18 protein-coding genes and 1 pseudogene are annotated in these 18,948 nt (G+C 68.7%); 10 read left to right on the top strand and 9 right to left on the bottom strand.

Going from position 1 to position 18,948, the window contains the following annotated elements; translation table 11 throughout:
- Window positions 1-26: 26 nt before the first annotated feature.
- Window positions 27-1,457, bottom strand: a complete 1,431-nt coding sequence (locus G472_RS36655; protein WP_029006892.1) for a carph-isopro domain-containing protein — start codon at window positions 1,455-1,457, stop codon at window positions 27-29.
- A gap of 473 nt (window positions 1,458-1,930) precedes the next feature.
- On the opposite strand from G472_RS36655, the gene G472_RS0101195 reads away from it, so the two are divergent.
- Entirely contained in the window at window positions 1,931-2,827 is an 897-nt protein-coding gene (locus G472_RS0101195) for a hypothetical protein (protein ID WP_029006891.1), read from the top strand.
- A gap of 211 nt (window positions 2,828-3,038) precedes the next feature.
- Here the strand turns inward: G472_RS0101195 and G472_RS0101190 are convergent, their stop codons facing one another.
- A complete protein-coding gene (locus tag G472_RS0101190) occupies window positions 3,039-3,467 on the bottom strand; it encodes a hypothetical protein (protein WP_029006890.1) in 429 nt (142 codons plus the stop codon).
- 334 nt (window positions 3,468-3,801) lie between these two features.
- On the opposite strand from G472_RS0101190, the gene G472_RS30640 reads away from it, so the two are divergent.
- A complete protein-coding gene (locus tag G472_RS30640) occupies window positions 3,802-4,515 on the top strand; it encodes an MlaA family lipoprotein (RefSeq protein ID WP_051340124.1) in 714 nt (237 codons plus the stop codon).
- Window positions 4,516-4,531: 16 nt separating this feature from the next.
- On the opposite strand, the gene G472_RS0101180 is transcribed toward G472_RS30640, so the two are convergent.
- From G472_RS0101180 to G472_RS0101170, 3 genes are all read right to left on the bottom strand, one after another.
- A complete protein-coding gene (locus G472_RS0101180; RefSeq protein ID WP_029006889.1) occupies window positions 4,532-4,873 on the bottom strand; it encodes a hypothetical protein in 342 nt (113 codons plus the stop codon).
- A 90-nt stretch (window positions 4,874-4,963) separates the two neighbouring features.
- Window positions 4,964-5,275: a hypothetical protein gene (locus G472_RS0101175; protein WP_029006888.1), complete on the bottom strand. Its 312-nt coding sequence runs from the start codon at window positions 5,273-5,275 to the stop codon at window positions 4,964-4,966.
- Between the two features lie 64 nt (window positions 5,276-5,339).
- Window positions 5,340-7,802, bottom strand: a complete 2,463-nt coding sequence (locus G472_RS0101170) for a methyl-accepting chemotaxis protein (RefSeq protein WP_029006887.1) — start codon at window positions 7,800-7,802, stop codon at window positions 5,340-5,342.
- 542 nt (window positions 7,803-8,344) lie between these two features.
- On the opposite strand from G472_RS0101170, the pseudogene G472_RS38595 reads away from it, so the two are divergent.
- Window positions 8,345-8,600: pseudogene (locus G472_RS38595) on the top strand (helix-turn-helix domain-containing protein); the annotation flags it as partial.
- 410 nt (window positions 8,601-9,010) lie between these two features.
- On the opposite strand, the gene G472_RS0101160 reads toward G472_RS38595, so the two are convergent.
- Window positions 9,011-10,195 (bottom strand): baeRF3 domain-containing protein, encoded by a 1,185-nt coding sequence (locus G472_RS0101160; RefSeq protein ID WP_029006886.1) that lies wholly within the window; start codon window positions 10,193-10,195, stop codon window positions 9,011-9,013.
- A 183-nt stretch (window positions 10,196-10,378) separates the two neighbouring features.
- Here G472_RS0101160 and G472_RS0101155 point away from each other — a divergent pair, with 183 nt between their 5' ends.
- Window positions 10,379-10,810 carry an ATP-binding protein gene (locus G472_RS0101155; protein WP_029006885.1) on the top strand — a complete coding sequence of 144 codons (432 nt, stop codon included), beginning with the start codon at window positions 10,379-10,381 and terminating at the stop codon, window positions 10,808-10,810.
- 16 nt (window positions 10,811-10,826) lie between these two features.
- Here G472_RS0101155 and mepK read toward each other — a convergent pair whose 3' ends face one another.
- Window positions 10,827-11,414, bottom strand: coding sequence for a peptidoglycan L,D-endopeptidase MepK (gene mepK / locus G472_RS0101150; protein WP_029006884.1), 588 nt, complete (start codon window positions 11,412-11,414; stop codon window positions 10,827-10,829).
- A gap of 353 nt (window positions 11,415-11,767) precedes the next feature.
- On the opposite strand from mepK, the gene G472_RS30630 reads away from it, so the two are divergent.
- Window positions 11,768-13,078, top strand: a complete 1,311-nt coding sequence (locus G472_RS30630) for a L,D-transpeptidase family protein (protein WP_035690634.1) — start codon at window positions 11,768-11,770, stop codon at window positions 13,076-13,078.
- Window positions 13,079-13,130: 52 nt separating this feature from the next.
- Here the strand turns inward: G472_RS30630 and ettA are convergent, their stop codons facing one another.
- A complete protein-coding gene (gene ettA / locus G472_RS0101140; protein WP_029006883.1) occupies window positions 13,131-14,807 on the bottom strand; it encodes an energy-dependent translational throttle protein EttA in 1,677 nt (558 codons plus the stop codon).
- Between the two features lie 230 nt (window positions 14,808-15,037).
- Here ettA and G472_RS0101135 point away from each other — a divergent pair, with 230 nt between their 5' ends.
- Window positions 15,038-15,505, top strand: a complete 468-nt coding sequence (locus G472_RS0101135) for a YaiI/YqxD family protein (RefSeq protein WP_029006882.1) — start codon at window positions 15,038-15,040, stop codon at window positions 15,503-15,505.
- Window positions 15,506-15,510: 5 nt separating this feature from the next.
- Here the strand turns inward: G472_RS0101135 and G472_RS0101130 are convergent, their stop codons facing one another.
- A complete protein-coding gene (locus G472_RS0101130; RefSeq protein WP_029006881.1) occupies window positions 15,511-16,791 on the bottom strand; it encodes a PAS domain-containing protein in 1,281 nt (426 codons plus the stop codon).
- 103 nt (window positions 16,792-16,894) lie between these two features.
- Between G472_RS0101130 and G472_RS0101125 the strand changes: the two genes are divergently transcribed.
- The 4 genes from G472_RS0101125 to G472_RS38590 all read left to right on the top strand — a co-directional run bounded on the left by G472_RS0101125 (window position 16,895) and on the right by G472_RS38590 (window position 18,928).
- Window positions 16,895-17,191, top strand: coding sequence for a hypothetical protein (locus G472_RS0101125; protein ID WP_029006880.1), 297 nt, complete (start codon window positions 16,895-16,897; stop codon window positions 17,189-17,191).
- Between the two features lies 1 nt (window position 17,192).
- Complete coding sequence (locus G472_RS0101120; RefSeq protein ID WP_029006879.1) at window positions 17,193-17,513, top strand: hypothetical protein; 321 nt, start codon at window positions 17,193-17,195, stop codon at window positions 17,511-17,513.
- Window positions 17,514-17,902: 389 nt separating this feature from the next.
- Window positions 17,903-18,295 carry a pilus assembly protein TadG-related protein gene (locus G472_RS0101115; protein ID WP_245593351.1) on the top strand — a complete coding sequence of 131 codons (393 nt, stop codon included), beginning with the start codon at window positions 17,903-17,905 and terminating at the stop codon, window positions 18,293-18,295.
- A gap of 159 nt (window positions 18,296-18,454) precedes the next feature.
- Window positions 18,455-18,928 carry a hypothetical protein gene (locus G472_RS38590; protein ID WP_029006877.1) on the top strand — a complete coding sequence of 158 codons (474 nt, stop codon included), beginning with the start codon at window positions 18,455-18,457 and terminating at the stop codon, window positions 18,926-18,928.
- Window positions 18,929-18,948: the final 20 nt, after the last annotated feature.

Below are 18,948 nucleotides of genomic sequence, written 5' to 3'. Positions count from 1 at the left end.
TGCGGACGCAACGCCGGATGGCCGTCTCACTTGCCGGCAACCGGCAGGACCGCGGCGACGCGCCGTGTGATCTGCTGGCTGGCGGCATCGGCGGCAAGGCGGGCGCGGGCGTCGTCCAGCCACGGGCCGGCCGCACCGCCGGCGGCACCGGGCAGCATGGCGACCAGATCGGCCGCCGCCGCCAGCTCGCCCCGCTCCAGCATGGTGCCGGCGCGGGCGATCAGGTTCGGCGTGCTCTGCTCGTCCGTCGCCGGAGGGGTCGCCACGGCGGGCAGCCGCAGCACGCCGGCCACGCCCGACATCCAGCCCCACATCCGCTGCCCCAGGCCCGATGCGTCGGTGTCCCCGAAATCGGCGCGGATCACCTCCGGCACCAGCCAGGCGAAGCGCTCGTTCAGGTCGCTGCGCGTCGGGATTCCGGTGGCGGCGCGCGCCTGAAGCGGAGCCAGCGCCTTCAGCGTCGCCTCGTCCGCAATGCCCGACACGGTCACCGCGGCCAGCTCGATGGCGAACGGGCCGGAGCCCGCCAGGGCGTTGCGCAGCTGACCGATGGCGACGGCCCCGGCGGCCTGCGCCGCGGGGAGCGACGCCACCGTGCGGTCGAGAGCGCCGACCGCGGTTTCCAGCGCGGCGAGCCGCTCGCCCAGCGCCGTGTTCGCGGTGGCGCTCAGCCCCAGCGACTGCTCCAGCGTGCCGACCCGGCTCTGGATCGCGTCCACCTGAATCGACTTCGCCAGGAAATCCGGCGACCACAGGGGCGCCGTCACCGCCACGCCGGCGCCGAGGATGGCGAGCAGGGCCGCCGCCACCGCCACCGCACCGGCCCCGCCACCGGAGCGTGCCGGCGGTGCATAGATGTGGGAATGGACGGGGGACGCCGGGGTGCCGGGGTTGGCTCCGTCGGTGTTCGATTCGGTGGGAGCGGTCATGGTGAAGGTCGCTTTCTCTTCGGGAGGCGGGGCGGCGTCCGCCGCACGGACGGGTTCGGGGGCCGGTTCGGAAGCCTTGGGTTCGGCGGGCACGGAAACCGGTTCGGCCGCCACCGGCTCGGTTGGTGGGGCCGCAGCCGGTTCCGGGGCCGGGGAGTCCGCGGCCGGGGCATCAGGGGCCGGAGCCTCAAGAGCCGGCGCTTCGGGTGCCGGCGCATCAGAGGCCGGCGACTCGGCCGGGAAGGCGGCAACCAGGTCGGCTTCGTCGATGGCCAGATCCAGGCGCGCGGCGGCGGCCCGTACTTCCGCCTGGCGGGGAGCGGGTATGGAGGCCCGCTTCTTCCATCCCTGCACGGTGCTGACGGGCACCCCCAGCTTGTCGGCCATCGGGCGGATGCCGCCGAACCGTTCGATCACCCGCTCCACCGCGTTCGTCGGCACGGCCGCCGCGCCCGACGATTCCGAATCGCCGGCGGTGGGGGGATTGATGGAGGTCTCCGGACGGTCCGAGCCGGGAAGCGAGGTCATTGGTGCACCTGTCGGTCTGTTCGCGCGAAGGCCGGATACGACTGCACCCCCGACCGCACGCTTTCGCCGCCCGCCGGCGGACCCGCTGAATCGCGGTATCGCACGCCGGCGCACGCACCGTTCCGCATCATCGCCGGGATGCGCGGTCATCGCATGGGGACAGGTGTACCGTACGGGCGCGAAGTGTAACAGCGCACCCGACCGCTGGGGAGAAGAAAGTGCGGTTGCTTGCCTCCTTCCTGGCAACGGGGAGAAATACACACCGGTGCAATGTTATCGGGACCGCTCACATCGCCAGCCGGATTGATGCTATTATGGGCTCGCGCATACACCCCGGCTTCATGTAACTTCAAAGACATGAACGTGTGCGACTCGCTGCACCGCCACGTGCGGGTTGAGTTCGGTGAATTGCCCTTGTATTTGTCCCGACAGGATCAGGCTGACCCAACCTTCAGTCATAACGGAGCGGATCGATGAGCGAGAACGAGAGCCGGACGACCGACGGATCGTCCGAATCCCCCGCCGCCGCCGCCACCCCCGCGCCGCAGCCTGCGCCGCGCAGCGGTGGCGGTGTCGGAACGGTGGTGGTGTCCCTGCTGTTCGCGGTGGCGGTGAGCGGGCTGACGGTGGCGACGGCGCCGCAGTGGTCGCCCGATGTGTTCAGGGCGCTGGGCGTTCCCGATCCGATCGCGGCCCCCTTCCAGCGCATCGAAGGCACGCAGGCGCGGCTGGCCGGCAGCCTGGGTGATCTGGAGGCGCGCGTCGCCGCGCTGGGCGAACAGGTGAACCGTCTGGCCGGCACCGCCGAGGGCGGGGTTGCCGCCGCTGCCGACCTGCGCTCGGCGGCGCTTGCGCTGGCCGTCGGCGAGTTGCGCAACGCCCTGCGCCGTCCCGGCCCGTTCGAGGTCGAACTGGCGACCCTGCGGGGCATTGCCGGCAACGATCCGGATGTGGAAAAGGTGGTGGCCGAGTTCGCATCCCGGGCCGCCGCCGGCATTCCCATGCGCGCCCAGCTCCGCGAGCAGTTCCCGCACGCCGCCGCCGCCATCGTCGCCGGGCAGCAGCCGGCGACCGACGTGGTGAAGGAGGCCAACTGGTACGCCCCCTGGTCGTCGGTGGTGGAGCAGATCCGCTACATCGTACGCCTGGATACGCCGCCCGCGGAAGGCGCCTTCGCCACCGTCCAGCGCGCCCGCGCCCGCCTCTCGGCCGATGATCTGGCCGGTGCCGTGGACGAGCTGAGCCACATCTCCCTACCCGAGGACGGCCCGGCCAGGGAGTGGTACGACGCCGCTGCCGCCCGTGTCGCTGCCGACCGCGGTGCCAACGCGCTGACCACCCTGGCACTGGCGCGCATGTCCGCGAAGTAGTTCCGGCACGGCCGGAGAACGATCGTATCCATCGTTCTCCGGCCGTGCCACCTGCCGGATCCGTGTGTTCGCACCAATTGCAGACGTGATGCCGAGGGCGTCCCCCCGGGGAGGACCGTCGGCGTCAGGCATCTCTGCGCCGAACGTCAAAAGAGCCGCCGGCGTGCCGGCGGCTCTTTTGCTGTCGGTTTTTTATCGACCGCAGAATCGTTCAGTCCGCCTCGACGCGGGTGAACCAGCGCTTGGTCCCCAGAAGGCCGCGGCGCTTCGGCTTCCAGCCGTTGGCCAGCATGATCTTCTTGACCCGCTTGCGCGCCTCGTCCTCGCTCAGGCCGTTGGCGCAGAACTTCCTCAGGAAGGCGACGCTCTCGGTGAACTCGCGCTTGTCGATCCGGCCGTCCTCGGCGTAGCCGTCGAGGATGTCGCGTATGCGCTTCTCGGCCTCGGTTTCGAAGACGTACCCGCACTCCTGCGCCACGCCCAACATGATCTGGCGGCCGTCATCAAGCCCGATCTCGAAGCGCATGACACCGTCTTCCAGGATCTTCCGTTCGGTATCACGGCTGATGAAGCGACTGTCGAGGGCCTGGACCTTGACGTACTCCGCAAACCGCTTCCTGACTTCGTCGGGTACCGCCATAACCGCCCTCGATCGAATTACCGCAAACGCGAATTGCTATACCCCGAAAGCCGTGGCATCGCGAGCGATAAGTTGTGGCGCAAACGCAAGCGGTGCTGTGATAGCACGCAGTTCCGCCTTGTCAAGACGCCGCGTACGCGCCTCTTGCGTACACCCGCGCCTCCGATTGTCTCCACACATACACATGCCAGATGGAAGGACATACATCCTGAAGCGGCAGGAACAGTCTCAGAAGAACGATCCCCGGTAAGGTAATGGATCGCCCCGGCCCCTGTTCTGCGTTTACGCGACGGGCGGCTTCGATCCGGCCCGAACACCGAAACGGGGGTTCTCCTTGCTGCCACGACCCTGCGCCGGCCTTGCCCTTGCCGCGGGCCTCGCCCTCCTCCCCGCACCGGCGCTGGCCGAACCGGGAGGAGACCCCTTTGAGCGGTTCAACCGCGCCATCTACGGATTCAACGCCGCCGTCCAGGACAAGGTGCTGGTTCCCGCGACCCGCTATTATGTCGACGCCGTGCCCGAGGCAGTGCGGTCATCGGTGTCGAATGCCCTGTCCAACCTGCGCGAGCCGCTGACGGCCCTGAACAGCAGCCTGCAAGGCGATCTGGACAACGCCGGGGCGGCAACGGCCCGCTTCGCCATCAACAGCACCTTCGGTGTGCTCGGCCTGTTCGACGCTGCCACCGGACTGGGGTTTGAGTCGCGGTCCGAAGATCTGGGACAGACGCTGTGCACCCACGGCATGCCGGAAGGCGCCTTCCTGGTGCTGCCGCTGATCGGGCCGACGACGACCCGCGACCTGACCGGCGCCGTCGTGACGCTGGCCGCGGGAACGGCGTTGTTCGGCGACGCGTTCACCGCGTTCGTCGCCACCGATCGCACCGTCGGCTCCATGGAGGTTATCTCCGACGTGCGTCACCTGGAGCGCTCCGCGCTGGACCCCTATGCAGCCCAGCGCAGCGCTTATCGCCAGCACCGCCGTGCGCTGTGCAGCAACGGCGACCTGAGCGTCGCGTACATGCCCGACGACACGGACACGCTCCCGTAGTGCCGGCAGCCCTCGTTCAGATGGCGGGTGCCGGCTCGTACGCGATGCGGTTGACGCGCGCCGCGCGCGGGCCGGCCTCGTGGGTGCCGTACCACCAGCTTCCGATCAGTCCGCCCGCGATGGCGCCGATGAGGGAACCGCGCCCCGCCAGCATATCCATGGCGAGCGCGCCGGCGACGATGCCGATGCCGACGGACAGCGCGTGCTCGGGCGCCAGCCCGAAGATGCTGGGACCGGCCGCCACACCGTTCTCGACCGGCGCCTGCAGCGGCACCTGAGCCGGAACGTCCTGAGCCCGGGTGACGGCGGGTGCGACGGCCAGGAAGCCGGCGAGAGCGAGGACGAGCACGGTGCGCATGGATTTCCTCCGGAGATCGGGTAGGGCGCCATCTTAACACGTGCGGCGCCCGCCGCCACGCCTTCGCTTCGCCCCCCGCACCCTGTCCGTCTAAAGGCGCGTTCCCCCGCCCGGCGGCGGCGGGTTCGCAGGAGGCGGGGCGCCGGGCCGGTCAAGGCGGCGGATGATGATATCTCCCTCGGGAGTGAACTCCGGCGGCGCATAGGACGGGAACTGGCGCACCCATCCCTCCAGCGCCTCCAGCAGCAGATCGACACCGCGGCGGGCCTTTTCCGCCGGCGATTCCGGCGCCGGAGACGGTGCCTCCGGCGCCGGCTCTGCCGATGGCGGTGTCTCGGCGCCGAAAGCGGGGATGGACATCATCAGGGTTGCGACGACGGCCGTCGGGACCCACCGGAGCATTCTCGCCTCCTCGTCCTGCCTACACTGCGCCAACAGCGTAGCACGGCCATCGTCAGCCGGTTGCTCAGAACTCCTTCCAGTCGTCCTCGTCGGCACGGGCACGTTGCAGGACACCACCGGTTCCGCGCACCGCCGCCGGCTGCTCCGCCGCGGGCTTCGGCGACGTATTCCGCGCCGGGGCCTTCGCAGCGGCGCGCGGTGCGGGCCGCGTCGGTGCGACCACCCGCGCTGATGCCGGGACGCCGGACGCGGCAACGGACGCTGCGGATGCGGCCATCGGCGCCGCCGTCTGTTCCAGCTTGAAGAAGCCCACCAGGGCGCGCAGATCGTTGGCCTGAGCGGCCAGCGACTGGGCAGCCGCGGTGGTTTCCTCGACCAGCGCCGCGTTCTTCTGGGTCATCTCGTCCATCTGAGCGACGGTGGCGTTGATCTCGTCCAGGGCGGTGGCCTGTTCGGTCGACGCCGACGCCATCTCCGCGATGACCGTCGCCACCTCCTGCACGCCCGACACGATCCCGTCCAGCGCGCCGCCGGCCTTGCGGACGAGATCCACACCGTCGCGGACCTGACCGTCGCTGTCCATGATCAGACTCTTGATCTCCTTCGACGCCTGGGCGGAGCGCTGGGCCAGGTTGCGCACTTCCTGCGCCACCACGGCGAAGCCGCGCCCGGCGTCGCCGGCCCGCGCCGCCTCCACCGCCGCGTTCAGCGCCAGCAGGTTGGTCTGGAAGGCGATCTCGTCGATCACCCCGATAATGTCGGTGATCTTGCGCGAAGAGGTCTCGATGCGTCGCATCGCCTCGATGGCGGACTCGGCGACGCCGCCACCCGATTCGGCGGAGGTGCGGGCGTCCACCGCCATGCGGTTGGCACGCTGGGCGTTGTCGGCGTTGGAGCGCACGGTGGCCCCCAGTTCTTCCATGCTGGCTGCCGTCTCTTCCAGCGAGGACGCCTGCTGCTCGGTCCGTTCCGCCAGATCGGTCGCACCCAGCGAGACTTCCGAGGCGGCGGCCGAGATCGCCTCGGTGGACTGCCGGATGCGGCCCACGATCTCGCCCAGCTTGGTCGAGGTGGCGTTGACGTCGTTCTTCAACTGCTGGAAGGCACCGTGATAGTCCTTGTCGATGCGCCGGTTGAGATCGCCGCCCGCCAGCGCCGACAGCACGCCGCCGAGGTCGGCGATCACCGCCGCGACCGTGTCGGTCAGTCGGTTGATGCCCTCCGCCATTGTCCGGTAGAAGCCGTCCTTGCCCGCCAGATCGAGACGGCGCGACAGGTCGCCGCGCGACACGCCGTCGATCAGCGCCGCGATCTCCTCGCCGATGGCGGCCTCACGGGCACGCTTGGCCTCGTCTGCACGGCGCTCGGCATCCAGGCGTTCCCGCTCCGCCTCGTCCATACGCTTCTTCTCGATGGCGTTGCGCTTGAAGACCTCCACGGCACGGGCCATGGCCCCGATCTCGTCCCGGTTGGACAGGGCGGGGATGGCCACGTCGAGATCGCCTCCGGCCAAGCTCCCCATGGTCCCGGTCATCTCGCGCACCGGCACGACGATGCTGCGCGCCACCAGCCACGCCAGCAGCAGGCCGATCAGAAGGGACGAAACAGCGATCGTTATGTCAACGTTGAGCGTCCGGTCCATGCTCGCCGTGGTGTCCGCCTGCAGCGCCTGGCGTTCCTTCGTTTCCGTGGCGACCGTCTGCTCGACGATCGCGGCGAAGTCGGCACCCATGGCGGCCATCCGGTCGACCAGAAGCGCGCTTTCCAGAACGGCGGTGGCGACGCGACTGAAGGTCTCGACATACTCGGCCGACAGCCGCTCCGTCTCACGGGCCAGTCCGCGGCGCGTCGGATCGCGGAGCCGGTCTGATAGTCCCCGCATCAGTTCATCGAATGCCTGGCTCTGGCTGCGGACCTCTTCGGCCTCCCGCTCGGTGGGGGTGGCGAGGAAACGCTGGGCGCTGAGCCGGGTCATCATCAGCCGTTCCTGCGCCTGTCCTGCCAGGGCGGCGGCTTCCATATCGCCGTCGCTCATGGCAGAGGCGATCACCCGGGTAAGATTCTGCTGAGCCACCTGCCCCTTCGGTGTCAACTGATCCTGCACCAGCGTGTCCCGGGTGGTGCGCATCTGCACCAAATCCACGAATCCGGCCGCGTAGCTCTCGAATAGGCGGTTCATGCGTTCGAGGTTTCCGCGCCGTTCCGCGGATTCCGCACCGGCGATCGCCTCGCGCAGACTGCCGGCCAGTTCCGCCTGGACCGCACGCACCTGATCCGCCACCGCAGAGGAGCCGGAGTTGATGTAGCTCAACGCCAGGCGCCGCATCTGGGCGACCGTCACGTCGATCTCCAGGATCGCCACCGATTGGTTGCTGACCGCCGCGTAGCGATCAAATCCGCTGCGGGCCCCGGTCAGTCCGTTGACGCCGACGGCGACGACCAGCATGAGCAGCAGCAACACCATCAGGAACCCGAAGTAGATCCGGGTTCCGACTTTGAAGCGTCCCGTCAGACTGCTTCCCTGCATGGTTCCATTCCTTCCGGCGGGTGCGGCCCTGGACGCACCGGTGCCGGAGGCGACCACCGAACGGGTGGCCTGCTCCGCGCCCCGGCGTGTCGCAGGCGCGTCAGATCGGTTTGCGTCCCGGCCGCTTGTGCGTGCCGCGCAACTCTGTCCTCTGACCTATCCTCTTCCGGTTATCAAACCCTTACCATCGTGGCAATTCGTTCCAAATGCCCTCACCATGACACAAAATTCCGCAGAGAATTCCCGCCGGCGCAAGTTCACTCCATCGGTCGGGGTCAGGTCCAACAATTCGTGATAGAAGTATTTACCTTCCATTAATCTTCAGACCTTGGCAGGTCTTCTGCGCTGAACTCAATGCCGGGAAGGCGTCCCGGGTGGTGCCGGGGGCGTTCGCTCAAACAAAGGGCACTCTCGTTCGTGTTTTTGTGATGAAATGAATTGAGTAAGATTTCCCTTGATCCGTCACAAGGCTTGTGGGAATAATCATCCGGTAAAGAGTTAATCCTCCACATTCTGCTTGAAGCATTAAGGGTGGCCAATCGATGAGCGAATCGTCCGTGCGCAAGCGGGGTCGGCGCGGCTCGCCTGAATCGTGGTCCGTCGATGCCCATGTCGGGCAGCGTGTTCGCATGCGCCGTACGCTCCTGGGCATGAGTCAGGAGAAACTCGGCGACGCCATCGGACTGACGTTTCAACAAGTGCAGAAGTACGAGCGCGGATCCAACCGCATCTCCGCCGGCACCCTGTACCGTCTGGGACAGGTTCTCGATGTACCGGTGAGCTTCTTTTTCGATTGTTATGATGATCCGAACGCCGGGAGCGCGGTCGCACGCGGCGATGCGACGGTATCGCCGAGCGGCGACATCAGTCGCCGGGAAGCACGGTTGCTCCGGCTGTGGCGGTCGGCACCGGGCCATGTGGCGGATGAACTGCTGTCGCTGCTCGCCGCCTTGTCCCCGGACAGTCGTGACGATTCCGAAGCCGGTGATGGCGGAGGGGGTGATACCCTCATCGCCACCTTTCCCGGTCGAACCGGCAGCCGGACTGCCGAGATGAAGACATCGGCGGCAAAGGACAAGGCCGCGGGCCGGATAGGTGGCGGCCGGCCGCGGCGGCGTCACGGCGCGGTGTGGGATCCGGCCGACATCTATCGCTCCTCCAAGGTGCAGACACCCGGCGATTGACCGCCGCGCGGCCGATCGGCGCCCTCAGTAGCGCAGGATGGCTGCGGCGATGGCGTCCGGTGGCAGGTCCGAACGCGAAACCACATGGACCTCACCGCCCCGCAGCAGCGTTTGCGCGGTCGCATGCTCCAGAAGGTCCACGGAGTCGCCGTTGGGCGCGTTCGACGCAGAGATGACACGGTCCGTCTGCGTGTCGTAACGCCCCCACAGGCGCACCGAACCCTCCACCAACAGGGTGTCGACACGCCCCTCATTGCCGGCGCGGATGATGTCCTCCAGCCGCGTGACGGCGCGGAACCGCCCCTCGGTGTCAGCGGCGAGGGCGCGGAAACGGTCCAGTGCCGATCCGCGGTCGCGATCGAACAGCGGACGGACCAGGGCGAAGGCGCGGCGATGCATGTCCTCGATCGACATGGACTCGGCGTTCGCATTGACGGCGTCGTGAAGCAGGGACGGCACGTTGCCCAGCAACCCGCGCAGGTGTCCCTGCACCTCGTCATCGGCAACCAGGATCAGCGGCCCCTTGAAGCCGGCGGCAGCAATGTGATGCTCCACACGGTCGGCAAGGCGTCGCAGATATTCGATCAGGTGAGCGTGCCGCAGTTCCTCCGGCGATTCGCCGAAGTTGTGCGTTTTGACGGACGTGGCCGCGACGTTGCGCCGGTCGTGATGGCGCATGTGCCCCGGCTGGTGCAGCGAGTTGGGGTCGTAGTCGGTTTCGTCATGGACGTCCCCGGCCCCGCCGGGAAGATCCGCGTCCTCCTCGCTGATGCCATGGCGGGTGGCCAGGTAAAGGCGCGCCCCGTCCGCCGTGGCAGCCAGGATCATGAAGCTGCCTTCGGCAGCCAGCAAGGGCAGGAGCGGGCGCACCGAAAATCCCTTGGAGACCACCACCTCCTCCGGCAAGTCCATGGGCACGCGATGCGCTTCGAACAGATCCCGGGTCATGAACAGCGCCAGCCCGTTGTTCTGGTGGCGCCAGAAGCCGCCATCATCGACCAGCCGCGACGCCGGTGCGACCAGCGCCTCCGCATCGGGGCGCCGCAGCCCCCCGGTCATCAGGCGTTCCACGGCGTCGCCCAAAAGGTTCCTGAGGCGAATGGGATCCTGGCGGATCTCGCGCCCCGCCACGTGGGTGGGCAGGAACACCGAAACCGCCGGAGCGGCGTCGACGGCGACCAGACGGCCGAGGTCATCCTTGGTGAACATGGTTTCTTCTGCCGATCTGCGTGGGACCTGACGCCTGCAACCGGCGGTCCGGCTTTTTGGTTCCCCTCCCCGTCCCGGCACGGCCCGGAGATTCCCGTTGCCGGTCCGCCGACGGCGGGGCAGGATCGGCCTACCGTCCGCGGGGCGGCACGACGACCTCCGGCCAACGACGGCAGCCACGCGATGACCGACCGCCTCGACATCCGCCTTGTCAACGATCTGTCCGAGATTCCCCGTCTGGCGGAAGCGGTGGACGCGTTCTTCGACGAACGCGGTCTGCCGCCCGCCCTCGCCTTCCATTTCAATCTGGCGCTGGACGAGCTTCTGACGAACGTCTTTTCCTATGCGTTCCCGGAGGGGGGCCGCCATGAAGTTGCTGTCAGCCTGGCGGTGGACGACGGATTCGTCGTGGCCGAACTGATCGATGACGGGACGCCCTTCGACCCCCTGACCGACGCGAAGCCGCCCGTTCTGGAAGGGGACATCGACGAGCGTCCGATCGGCGGCCTCGGCATCCATTTCGTCAAGTCGATGATGGACAGCGTCCGCTACGAGCGCCACGACGGGCGCAACCGCCTGACGCTGACCAAGCGCGCCGCGGCGGATGATCCCTGAGCGGCGCCTTCAGCCTTCACCAGGTGCGGACCGGGCCCACATCGACGTGAACGAAGCCGGAGCTGTTGTAGACGCCCACGCCGCCGGCCTGCATCCGCTTGGCTTCCTGTGCCAACCCTTTCAGGCTGCGGTCGGGCAGCGCCACATCCACCGCCATGGCGCGCGTGTGGTAGCTTTCCTTGGCAACACCCTTCGACCGGCGGCGGGCCAGAGCGTTCGTCGAACGGGTCCGATAGCCGCAGATCACGCGGAATGGCTCCGTGCTGCCCATGCGCCGATGCAGGTCGGACAGCACGTCGAGCAACCGCGGGTCGAAGCGTGCCACCTGTCCGGCGCGGTGGTCGCGCAGCAGCACGTCCAGCCGTCGCAGGGCATCCGGGCGATAGGCGCCTTCCGCCCAGTACACGTCGTTGAAACGTTCGCCCGTGTTGATGTTGTGCAGATCCAGGCGGCGAACGGAGCGCCCCGGAACCGCGGCTTCGGCGACCGAGGCCGGCAGCATCACCGAAGGCGCTGCAACGGCGGCGAAAGCGGCAAGACCGAAACGAAGAAACTGGCGCCGACCGGCGGCTCGGTCGGTGGTATCCCCCTCAGCAACACGCATCCCGGTTCCCCTTTTTCCCCTGATTGCCGGTGATTTTCTTCAATCTGGCAGGGTCTTTCGCGGCCCTTCGCGGGCTCATATCGTTGCCGACCGGATTACGACATTTCGTTCTGGTCATACCCGGCGTGCATTTCGTATAGGCGAGGACATAGGCAGCGATCAACCCATTTTTGCCACAGTCGGGATGACATAGGGCCGGTGCATATCCATGGTGCGCTGTTAGTTTGATGCGGTGCCGCATCCGGAGGATCTGACGCGAGTCGCAATCGCCTGCCGGCTCCGGGACGTATAAGGTGTTGCAATAGGAACAAGTTCGCTGCGGGACGACCCCGTCGCACCCACCGCGAGAGGACATGACGATGACGCTGAACCTGCCGCCGACCAACCGCCCCCGGCTGGCCCGCGTGATGCTGCTGCTGGCATTGCTGGTCGCGGGACTGTTCCCGTTTTCCGGCGACGCGACGGCGCAGCCGTTCCGCGATTCGCTGGCCATGCGGGCCGATCGGCTCGACGCGGCCGCGGCGGACCTGGAGACCATCGTGCCGGTTGCGGCGACGCGGATCGGAGCGGGGCCGCTGCTGCGCAAGGGCCGTGACGGGGAGCGTGTGCTGCGCCTGTCGCAGCGCATGGCCGAACTGGGATTCCTGATGCCCGACCGGGTGTCCGATCGGTTCGGCGACGATCTGGACCTGGCCGTCCGGGCCTTCCAGATGGCCGAGGGGCTGAAGGTCGACGGTCTGGTCGGCGGCGCCACCCGCACCCTGCTGGACCGCACGCCGCACGAAGCGGCGATGATGATGCGCCAGAGTGCGGCCGCCATGCGCGCCTTTCGTCAGACCGCGCCCGACACCGTGCTGATCGTCAATCTGCCGAGCCAGACGGTGACGCTGGTGCGCAACGGCCGGGAGGAGTTCACGATGCGTGCCGTCGTCGGCCGACCGTCGCGCGAGACTCCCCTGCTTGAGGACCACATCACCCACGTCATCGTCAACCCCACCTGGACGGTGCCGCCGACCATTCTGAAGCAGGACAAGCTGCCGATGCTGCGCCGCACCGGTCATCCGGGGGTGAGCAACGCCACTGTCTTTCTCGACGGCGAGCCGGTGATCCCCGAAGAGATCGACTGGACCGTGGTGTCGCCGGGGCGCGTGCGCATCGTCCAGCAGCCGGGCGACCACAACGCGCTGGGCCGCTTCCGCTTCAACATGACCAATTCCCTGAACATCTACCTGCACGGCACCAACGAGCCGCACCTGTTCGACCGTGACGTCCGCACGGTGAGTTCGGGCTGCGTCCGTTTGCAGGATGCCCGCTACTTCGCGGAACTGCTGCTGGCGGAGGTCAACGTGACGCCCGCGCGCATCGAGCGTCTGCTGGAACGCGGCGAGCCGGTCTGGCTGAAGGTGAACCCCCTGCCCGTGCGCTTTGTGTACTGGACCGCCACCGTCGACGACAGCAATACGGTGCGCCTGCACCACGACGTCTATGATCTGATGGAAGAGATGGCGGCGTCCACGCGGTTGCCCCCGGCGATCGAGACCGCCCCGCCCGCAACGCCGATGACGCCCATGCCGGTACCTCTGACACCGGCGCCGATGTCACCGATGCCCGACGCACCCCGCCCCGCCGCCGCCCCCATCGGCGACGGCGGCCAGACGACCTGAGGGCCGACTTTCCCGTGTGTGCGGGGGCGCCGGCGACGGCGCCCCCGCTCTGTCAGCCGCGCACCAGCGGCTTGTACTTGATGCGGTGGGGTTCCACCGCGTCGTCGCCGAGGCGCCGCTTCTTGTCGGCCTCGTAGTCCTGGAAGTTGCCCTCGAACCACTCCACGTGGCTGTCGCCCTCGAAGGCCAGGATGTGGGTGGCGATGCGGTCAAGGAACCAGCGGTCGTGGCTGATCACCACGGCGCAGCCGGGGAACGACTCCAGCGCATCTTCCAGCGCGCGCAGGGTATCGACGTCCAGATCGTTGGTCGGCTCGTCGAGCAGCAGGACGTTGGCGCCGGACTTCAGCATCTTGGCGAGATGAACGCGGTTGCGCTCACCGCCGGAAAGCTGCCCCACCTTCTTCTGCTGGTCGGGACCGCGGAAGTTGAAGGACGAGACGTAGGCCCGGCTCGGCATGGTCTTCTTGCCGAGTTCGATGACGTCCAGTCCGTCGGAGATCTCCTCCCACACGGTCTTCTTGCCGTCCAGCGTGTCGCGGCTCTGGTCGACGTAGCCGAGCTTCACCGTCTCGCCGACGCGGAAGGTGCCGTCGTCGGCCTTGTCCTGACCGGTGATCATGCGGAACAGCGTGGTCTTGCCGGCCCCGTTCGGGCCGATGACGCCGACGATGCCGCCGGGCGGCAGCTTGAAGGAGAGATCGTCGATCAGCAGGCGGTCGCCGAAGCCCTTGGCGATGTGTTCCGCCTCGATGACCACGTTGCCCAGGCGCGGCGGCGTGGGAATGACGATCTTCGCCTCGCCCACCTGCTCCTTGCCGCTCTCCGCCAGCATCGCCTCGTAGGCAGCGATGCGCGCCTTCGACTTGGCCTGGCGGGCGCGCGGGCTCTGCCGGATCCACTCCAGTTCGGCGGCGAGCTGCTTCTGGCGGTTCTGCTCCTGCTTGCCTTCCTGCTCCAGCCGCTTCTGCTTCTGCTCCAGCCACGCGGAGTAGTTGCCCTCGTACGGGAAGCCCTGGCCGCGGTCCAGTTCGAGGATCCAGCCGGTCACGTTGTCGAGGAAATAGCGGTCGTGGGTGACCAGCACGACGGTGCCCTTGTACTCCTGCAGGTGACGCTCCAGCCAAGCCACGGACTCCGCGTCCAGGTGGTTGGTCGGCTCGTCGAGGAGCAGCAGATCGGGCTTCTCCAGCAGCAGCTTGCACAGCGCCACCCGGCGCTTCTCACCGCCCGACAGCTTGGTGACATCGGCATCGCCGGGCGGGCAGCGCAGGGCGTCCATGGCGATCTCGACCGTGCGGTCGAGGTCCCAGGCGTCGGCGGCGTCGATCTTCTCCTGCAGCTCCGCCTGCTCGGCCATCAGCGCGTCGAAGTCGGCATCGGGATCGCCCATCAGCTCCGACACCGCGTTGAAGCGGTCGACCAGGCCCTTGGTCTCCGCCAGGGCATCCAGCACGTTCTCCTGGACGGTCTTGGTCGGGTCGAGCTGGGGCTCCTGCGGCAGGTAGCCGACCTTGGCGCCTTGCGCCGCCCAGGCCTCGCCGGAGTAGTCCTTGTCGTACCCGGCCATGATCTTCATCAGCGTCGATTTGCCGGCGCCGTTGACGCCGAGAACGCCGATCTTCGCGCCGGGAAGAAAGCTCAGCCAGATGTTCTCCAGCACTTTCTTGCCACCGGGATAGACCTTCGACAGGCCCTTCATGACATAGACATACTGGTAGGACGCCATGCGCCTCTCCGACCCTTATGAGGGAAAAAAGGAAATCGGGCGCCCGCAGCGCCGACCGGATTGCGCAGGGTTTTAGCGCATCGCCGGTTGCGTTGGAAGGCCGGCGGTCGGCTTGTCCCCGCACCGGCGTTTGCCTGTCCCGCCGCTGCCCGCTATGGTGGGCGCCGGAGAGGAGCCGCCGGGATCGGGCCGTTGCCGGCACGCCGGCGCCAGGCTTAAGGTCACCCGCGATGCCGGACATCTTCATCGACGCCGACGCCTGTCCCATGAAGGCCGAGGTCTACCGGGTCGCCGGCCGCTACGACATCAAGGTCCTGCTGGTCTCCAACCAGCCGCTGCGGCTGCCGACGGAGTGCCGGGCGGAGTTGGTCGTGGTCGGCGCGGGGTTCGATGCCGCCGACGACTGGATCGCCGAGCGGGCGCAGGCCATGGACATCGTCATCACCGCCGACATCCCCCTGGCCGACCGCACGGTGAAGAAGGGAGCGGTGGTCATCGGCACCAACGGCCGACCCTTCACACCCGACAACATCGGCCAGGCGCTGGCCGGGCGCGCGCTGATGAGCGACTTGCGCGACATGGGCGTCGCCTCGGGCGGGCCGCGGCCGCTGAGCCCGCAGGACCGTTCGCGGTTCCTCCAGACTCTCGACCAGGCCGTGCAGGCGGTCCGCCGCGGCCGCATGCCGGTGTGGCGGTAGCGCTTTCATCCATCGTCCGGCGCCAGCGCCCGCGCCTCGCCGAGCGTCCGCACACCGCGCTCCTCCAGGCGGCGCACCAGCGCCGAAGCCAGTTCGGCGGTCAGCAGGGCGTGCGGGGCACTCCCCTTCCCCGCCCGAAGATCGACGCCGAAGGCTGCGGCCAGGGACGGCACGTCCACCCCCGCCGCCGGCTCCAGCGCCCTGGCCAGCGGGCCGAGGTCGAGGGACGGCGGTGGCTCGAACCGGTCGAGACCGGCACCCTCGACCTCGCGGGCCAGGGCGGCCAGCGCCGCGTCCACACCGACACCGACGACGAGGCAGCCGCGCAGAGCCTCCGCAACGACACGCCAGACATTGGGGAAGGTCTGCGCTCCGGCGACGGCGTTGGCCGGCATGCGATAGGCCTCCGTCACGGCCGGGGACAGCGACTCGCCGGGGTCCACCGGCAGATCGAAGGAAACGGTGCGGAATACCCGCGCCCCCGACAGGCGGACGGTGCCAATGGCGATCACCCGTCCGCCGCCGGTGGCCGGCTCGGTCGTCGCCACCCACAGCGCGGTCATCGGAAGCGTGCCCAGCGCATCCCCGTCGCCGGGGCCGGCAACGGCGGGGCGGGCCGCGCGGGCCGGTCGGTACTCCGGCGGCCGGACGGGAAAGATCACCGCGACCCCCGCTCCTAGTCCGAGATCGGCGACCCGGGCCGGGAACACGGCGCCGTCCCAGCGCACCAGTTGGGCACCTGCGGGCTCGCCGCCTCCCCGCGCCTGCTCGATGGCGCGGAACAGGGCCGGACGGCCGATCAGGTCGTAAACGTCCATTCCCACGGCGGCGTTGGCGCCCAGGAGTCGCGCCGCCGGAGGGTTCAGAGCGACGATTCGCCCGGTGTCACTCAGCACCGCCACCGGCTCCTCCAGCGCCGTGGCCACCGCCGCCAGGCGGTCGCCGGCACGGGTTCCGGCCCGCCGCTCCCGCCGGAACGCGTCCGCCATGGCGTCGGCCAGCCGCCCCAATTCGTCGCCGCGGCCGCCGTCCCAGGCGCCGGGGCCGCCGCGGTGGTGGCGCAGCGCCGTGATGTCGTCGCGCAGCCGCCGCATGTCGCGGAAATGGCGGGACAGCCGGGCGAAGACGAACCACAGCGCGATGATGCCGAGTCCGGCCACCCCCATGTCGGCGTAGAGTCCCTCGATGTCGGCGCCGGCGCGCCGCGCCGCGTCGGCGGCGAGATAGGCGACGGCCATCCCGGCCACCGCCAGTCCCAGAATTGCCGCACGATACGTGCCGCCCATCCCCCGCTCCCCGCAACCGCTGCCGACGAGCCGGGACTGTAGCGCCGCCGGCCGGTGCGGAGAAGGGTGCGGCCGAAGTGCCACCCGGGGTAAGATCCCGCGCATGCCCGCCGCCTTCCTTCCCTTCTGGTTTCTGTCCTACGTGCTCGCCGCGTTCGGCTGGCTGTGCGTGGCCCGTTTCGCGTGGGAACGCGTCGGCCCCGCCGATCCACGGCACCCGGTGTCCCGGACGCTGCGCATGGCCACCGACTGGCTGGTGGCCATCGCCGCCCTGGTGACGCCGCGCGCGGTGCCGCCGGTCCTGCTGGTGCCGCTGGCCGCGGCCTGGGTCTTCTTCGTGCGCGGAACCCTGTCCGTGGTCGTTCTGATGGGGATTCTGCATCCCGGTTGGGGAGGCTGAGATGATGCGCCGGCGAACCCTGGCCCTGCTCGGGGCGGTGGCCCTGGCCAACGGTTTCCTGTCACCGGCGGCCGGAGTGCTGTGGCGGACGGCGGTGGTGTGGATGCCGGGGTTCCTGCTGGCCGTGCCCGGCATGGTCTTCTTTCTCACACCCCTGGTGTTGGCCGCCCTGACCCTCATGCTCAGCGGCGTCCCCGCAGCGCTCTACGAACGGCTGGCACCGCGGCCGGCCGAGTCCGTCACGCTGCGCATCTGGCTCGTCGGCGCCGTGCTCCTGACCCTGCCCGCCGCCCGCGCCGTCTTCGCAAGCGCCTTCGCCTGACGCCCGACGCCGGGTCTGCATTTTGTCGCGACCGCCGGCGTCCGCCGGATGCTATGTCCTCAACCGTCGACAAACACCCCGACATCCGTGCAGCCGGGAGGATTGCGCCACTTTTATTCAATTTTCCCGAAAGACTTCGGCAACGAAGGCGCCATTTCCGGGGTCGCCGATTACAACTGTATTAAAATCCGAAGACCGGGAACTTGCCATTTTCAACGGACTACTGTAATGAATGGCGCGGTTGCCGTATTCGGCCCACTAACTTTTCCCGGTAACTGTATCAGGGACGGCGCGACGCCGGCGGGGATGCCATGACGATGATCGACTTCGGCGCGGCGCGGGGGTCTCGGGGCCAACACTCGGCACGGCAATCCCGACGGCGAACCGGTATGGTTCTGGCCATGATGGCGGCCGTTCCGCTGGCCTGCGGTGCGGGGTTGGGATTCGACGCGGCCCGCGGCTACATAGTGGAGGCGCGCCTGTCCCGCGCTCTCGATGCCGCCGCCCTGGCGGGCGGTCGCGTGCATGTGGACGAACAGCGCGACGGCCATGTTCGCAAGTTCTTCGACGCCGCCTTCCCCGCCGGCTATCTCGGGTCCTCCCCCGCACCGCTGACCATCTTTGAGGACCGGGCGACCGGGGTGCTGGTCGTCCGCACCTCGACCCGTGTCAATGCCCTGTTCCGCCGGATGCTCGGATTGGGTGACCTGACCGTGGAAGCCCGTTCGGTGATCCGCCGCACGCGGGGCAGCGATCCCGTGCTGACCTCGCAATCGTCGTAACGCGTCCGTCCCGGCCGGAGCAGCGCCGTCCCGTCCGGGCACAACCCGATTTATATCCAATGTGATCAATCCGGGGCCTCCATTAAGATTCCGGGAACCACGGGCTGCTAGGCTGCATTTTCCGATCATCATGCCTCGCAACCCCACCCGGCCCGCCCCGTGACCGCGATCGCCGCCCTGCCCCCGCCGTCCGCCTTCGGACCCGCCTCCGGCTCCTCCGGGCTCGGGCGCCTGAAGACGTTGCTGATGTCGGAGGCCATACCGGTAACGCCGGTCCAGCCGATTCCCGGCGAGCAGCAGCGCCGCCGCCAGGAACCGGAGATCGAAGCGACGGAGGACTCCGTCGGGCGCGGCGGCCGCGCCGGCACCTCCGATGGCCGCCGCCGCGCCGGCGGGGCCGGAGACACGGGCGGTGGCGGATTCGCAGCCGGTGGCGGAGACGAGCGCGGCCCGGTCACCGCCTCCCCCGTCCCGCTCACCGCCGGCCCGACCGCCGGCTACGTGGCGCAGACCATCGCCCAGGAGGCCATCGGCACCGGCCTCCACATCGAACCGTGGGGCGCTGCGCTCGCTGCCTACCGCCGCGCCGAATCCGGACCATCGATGCCGCTGGTCAGCCGGTTCAGCGTGTAGGTCCGTTCCCCGCGCGGGCG

Origin of the sequence: Azospirillum halopraeferens DSM 3675 (assembly GCF_000429625.1) — a bacterium.
In the GTDB taxonomy this organism is placed as follows: Bacteria; Pseudomonadota; Alphaproteobacteria; order Azospirillales; family Azospirillaceae; genus Azospirillum; species Azospirillum halopraeferens.
This window is presented reverse-complemented; position numbering and strand designations above follow the sequence as displayed.

What these genes read in the sequence shown, in the direction of transcription:
- G472_RS0101175 (WP_029006888.1), bottom strand. Translation starts at nt 5,275, where the DNA reads ATGCTCCGGTGGGTCCCGACGGCCGTCGTCGCAACCCTGATGATGTCC.
- mepK (WP_029006884.1), bottom strand. Translation starts at nt 11,414, where the DNA reads ATGCGTGTTGCTGAGGGGGATACCACCGACCGAGCCGCCGGTCGGCGC.
- G472_RS36655 (WP_029006892.1), bottom strand. Translation starts at nt 1,457, where the DNA reads ATGACCTCGCTTCCCGGCTCGGACCGTCCGGAGACCTCCATCAATCCC.
- G472_RS0101170 (WP_029006887.1), bottom strand. Translation starts at nt 7,802, where the DNA reads ATGCAGGGAAGCAGTCTGACGGGACGCTTCAAAGTCGGAACCCGGATC.
- G472_RS0101125 (WP_029006880.1), top strand. Translation starts at nt 16,895, where the DNA reads ATGCCCGCCGCCTTCCTTCCCTTCTGGTTTCTGTCCTACGTGCTCGCC.
- G472_RS0101195 (WP_029006891.1), top strand. Translation starts at nt 1,931, where the DNA reads ATGAGCGAGAACGAGAGCCGGACGACCGACGGATCGTCCGAATCCCCC.
- G472_RS0101130 (WP_029006881.1), bottom strand. Translation starts at nt 16,791, where the DNA reads ATGGGCGGCACGTATCGTGCGGCAATTCTGGGACTGGCGGTGGCCGGG.
- G472_RS0101180 (WP_029006889.1), bottom strand. Translation starts at nt 4,873, where the DNA reads ATGCGCACCGTGCTCGTCCTCGCTCTCGCCGGCTTCCTGGCCGTCGCA.
- G472_RS0101115 (WP_245593351.1), top strand. Translation starts at nt 17,903, where the DNA reads ATGGTTCTGGCCATGATGGCGGCCGTTCCGCTGGCCTGCGGTGCGGGG.
- G472_RS0101120 (WP_029006879.1), top strand. Translation starts at nt 17,193, where the DNA reads ATGATGCGCCGGCGAACCCTGGCCCTGCTCGGGGCGGTGGCCCTGGCC.
- ettA (WP_029006883.1), bottom strand. Translation starts at nt 14,807, where the DNA reads ATGGCGTCCTACCAGTATGTCTATGTCATGAAGGGCCTGTCGAAGGTC.
- G472_RS0101160 (WP_029006886.1), bottom strand. Translation starts at nt 10,195, where the DNA reads ATGTTCACCAAGGATGACCTCGGCCGTCTGGTCGCCGTCGACGCCGCT.
- G472_RS0101190 (WP_029006890.1), bottom strand. Translation starts at nt 3,467, where the DNA reads ATGGCGGTACCCGACGAAGTCAGGAAGCGGTTTGCGGAGTACGTCAAG.
- G472_RS0101155 (WP_029006885.1), top strand. Translation starts at nt 10,379, where the DNA reads ATGACCGACCGCCTCGACATCCGCCTTGTCAACGATCTGTCCGAGATT.
- G472_RS30630 (WP_035690634.1), top strand. Translation starts at nt 11,768, where the DNA reads ATGACGATGACGCTGAACCTGCCGCCGACCAACCGCCCCCGGCTGGCC.
- G472_RS0101135 (WP_029006882.1), top strand. Translation starts at nt 15,038, where the DNA reads ATGCCGGACATCTTCATCGACGCCGACGCCTGTCCCATGAAGGCCGAG.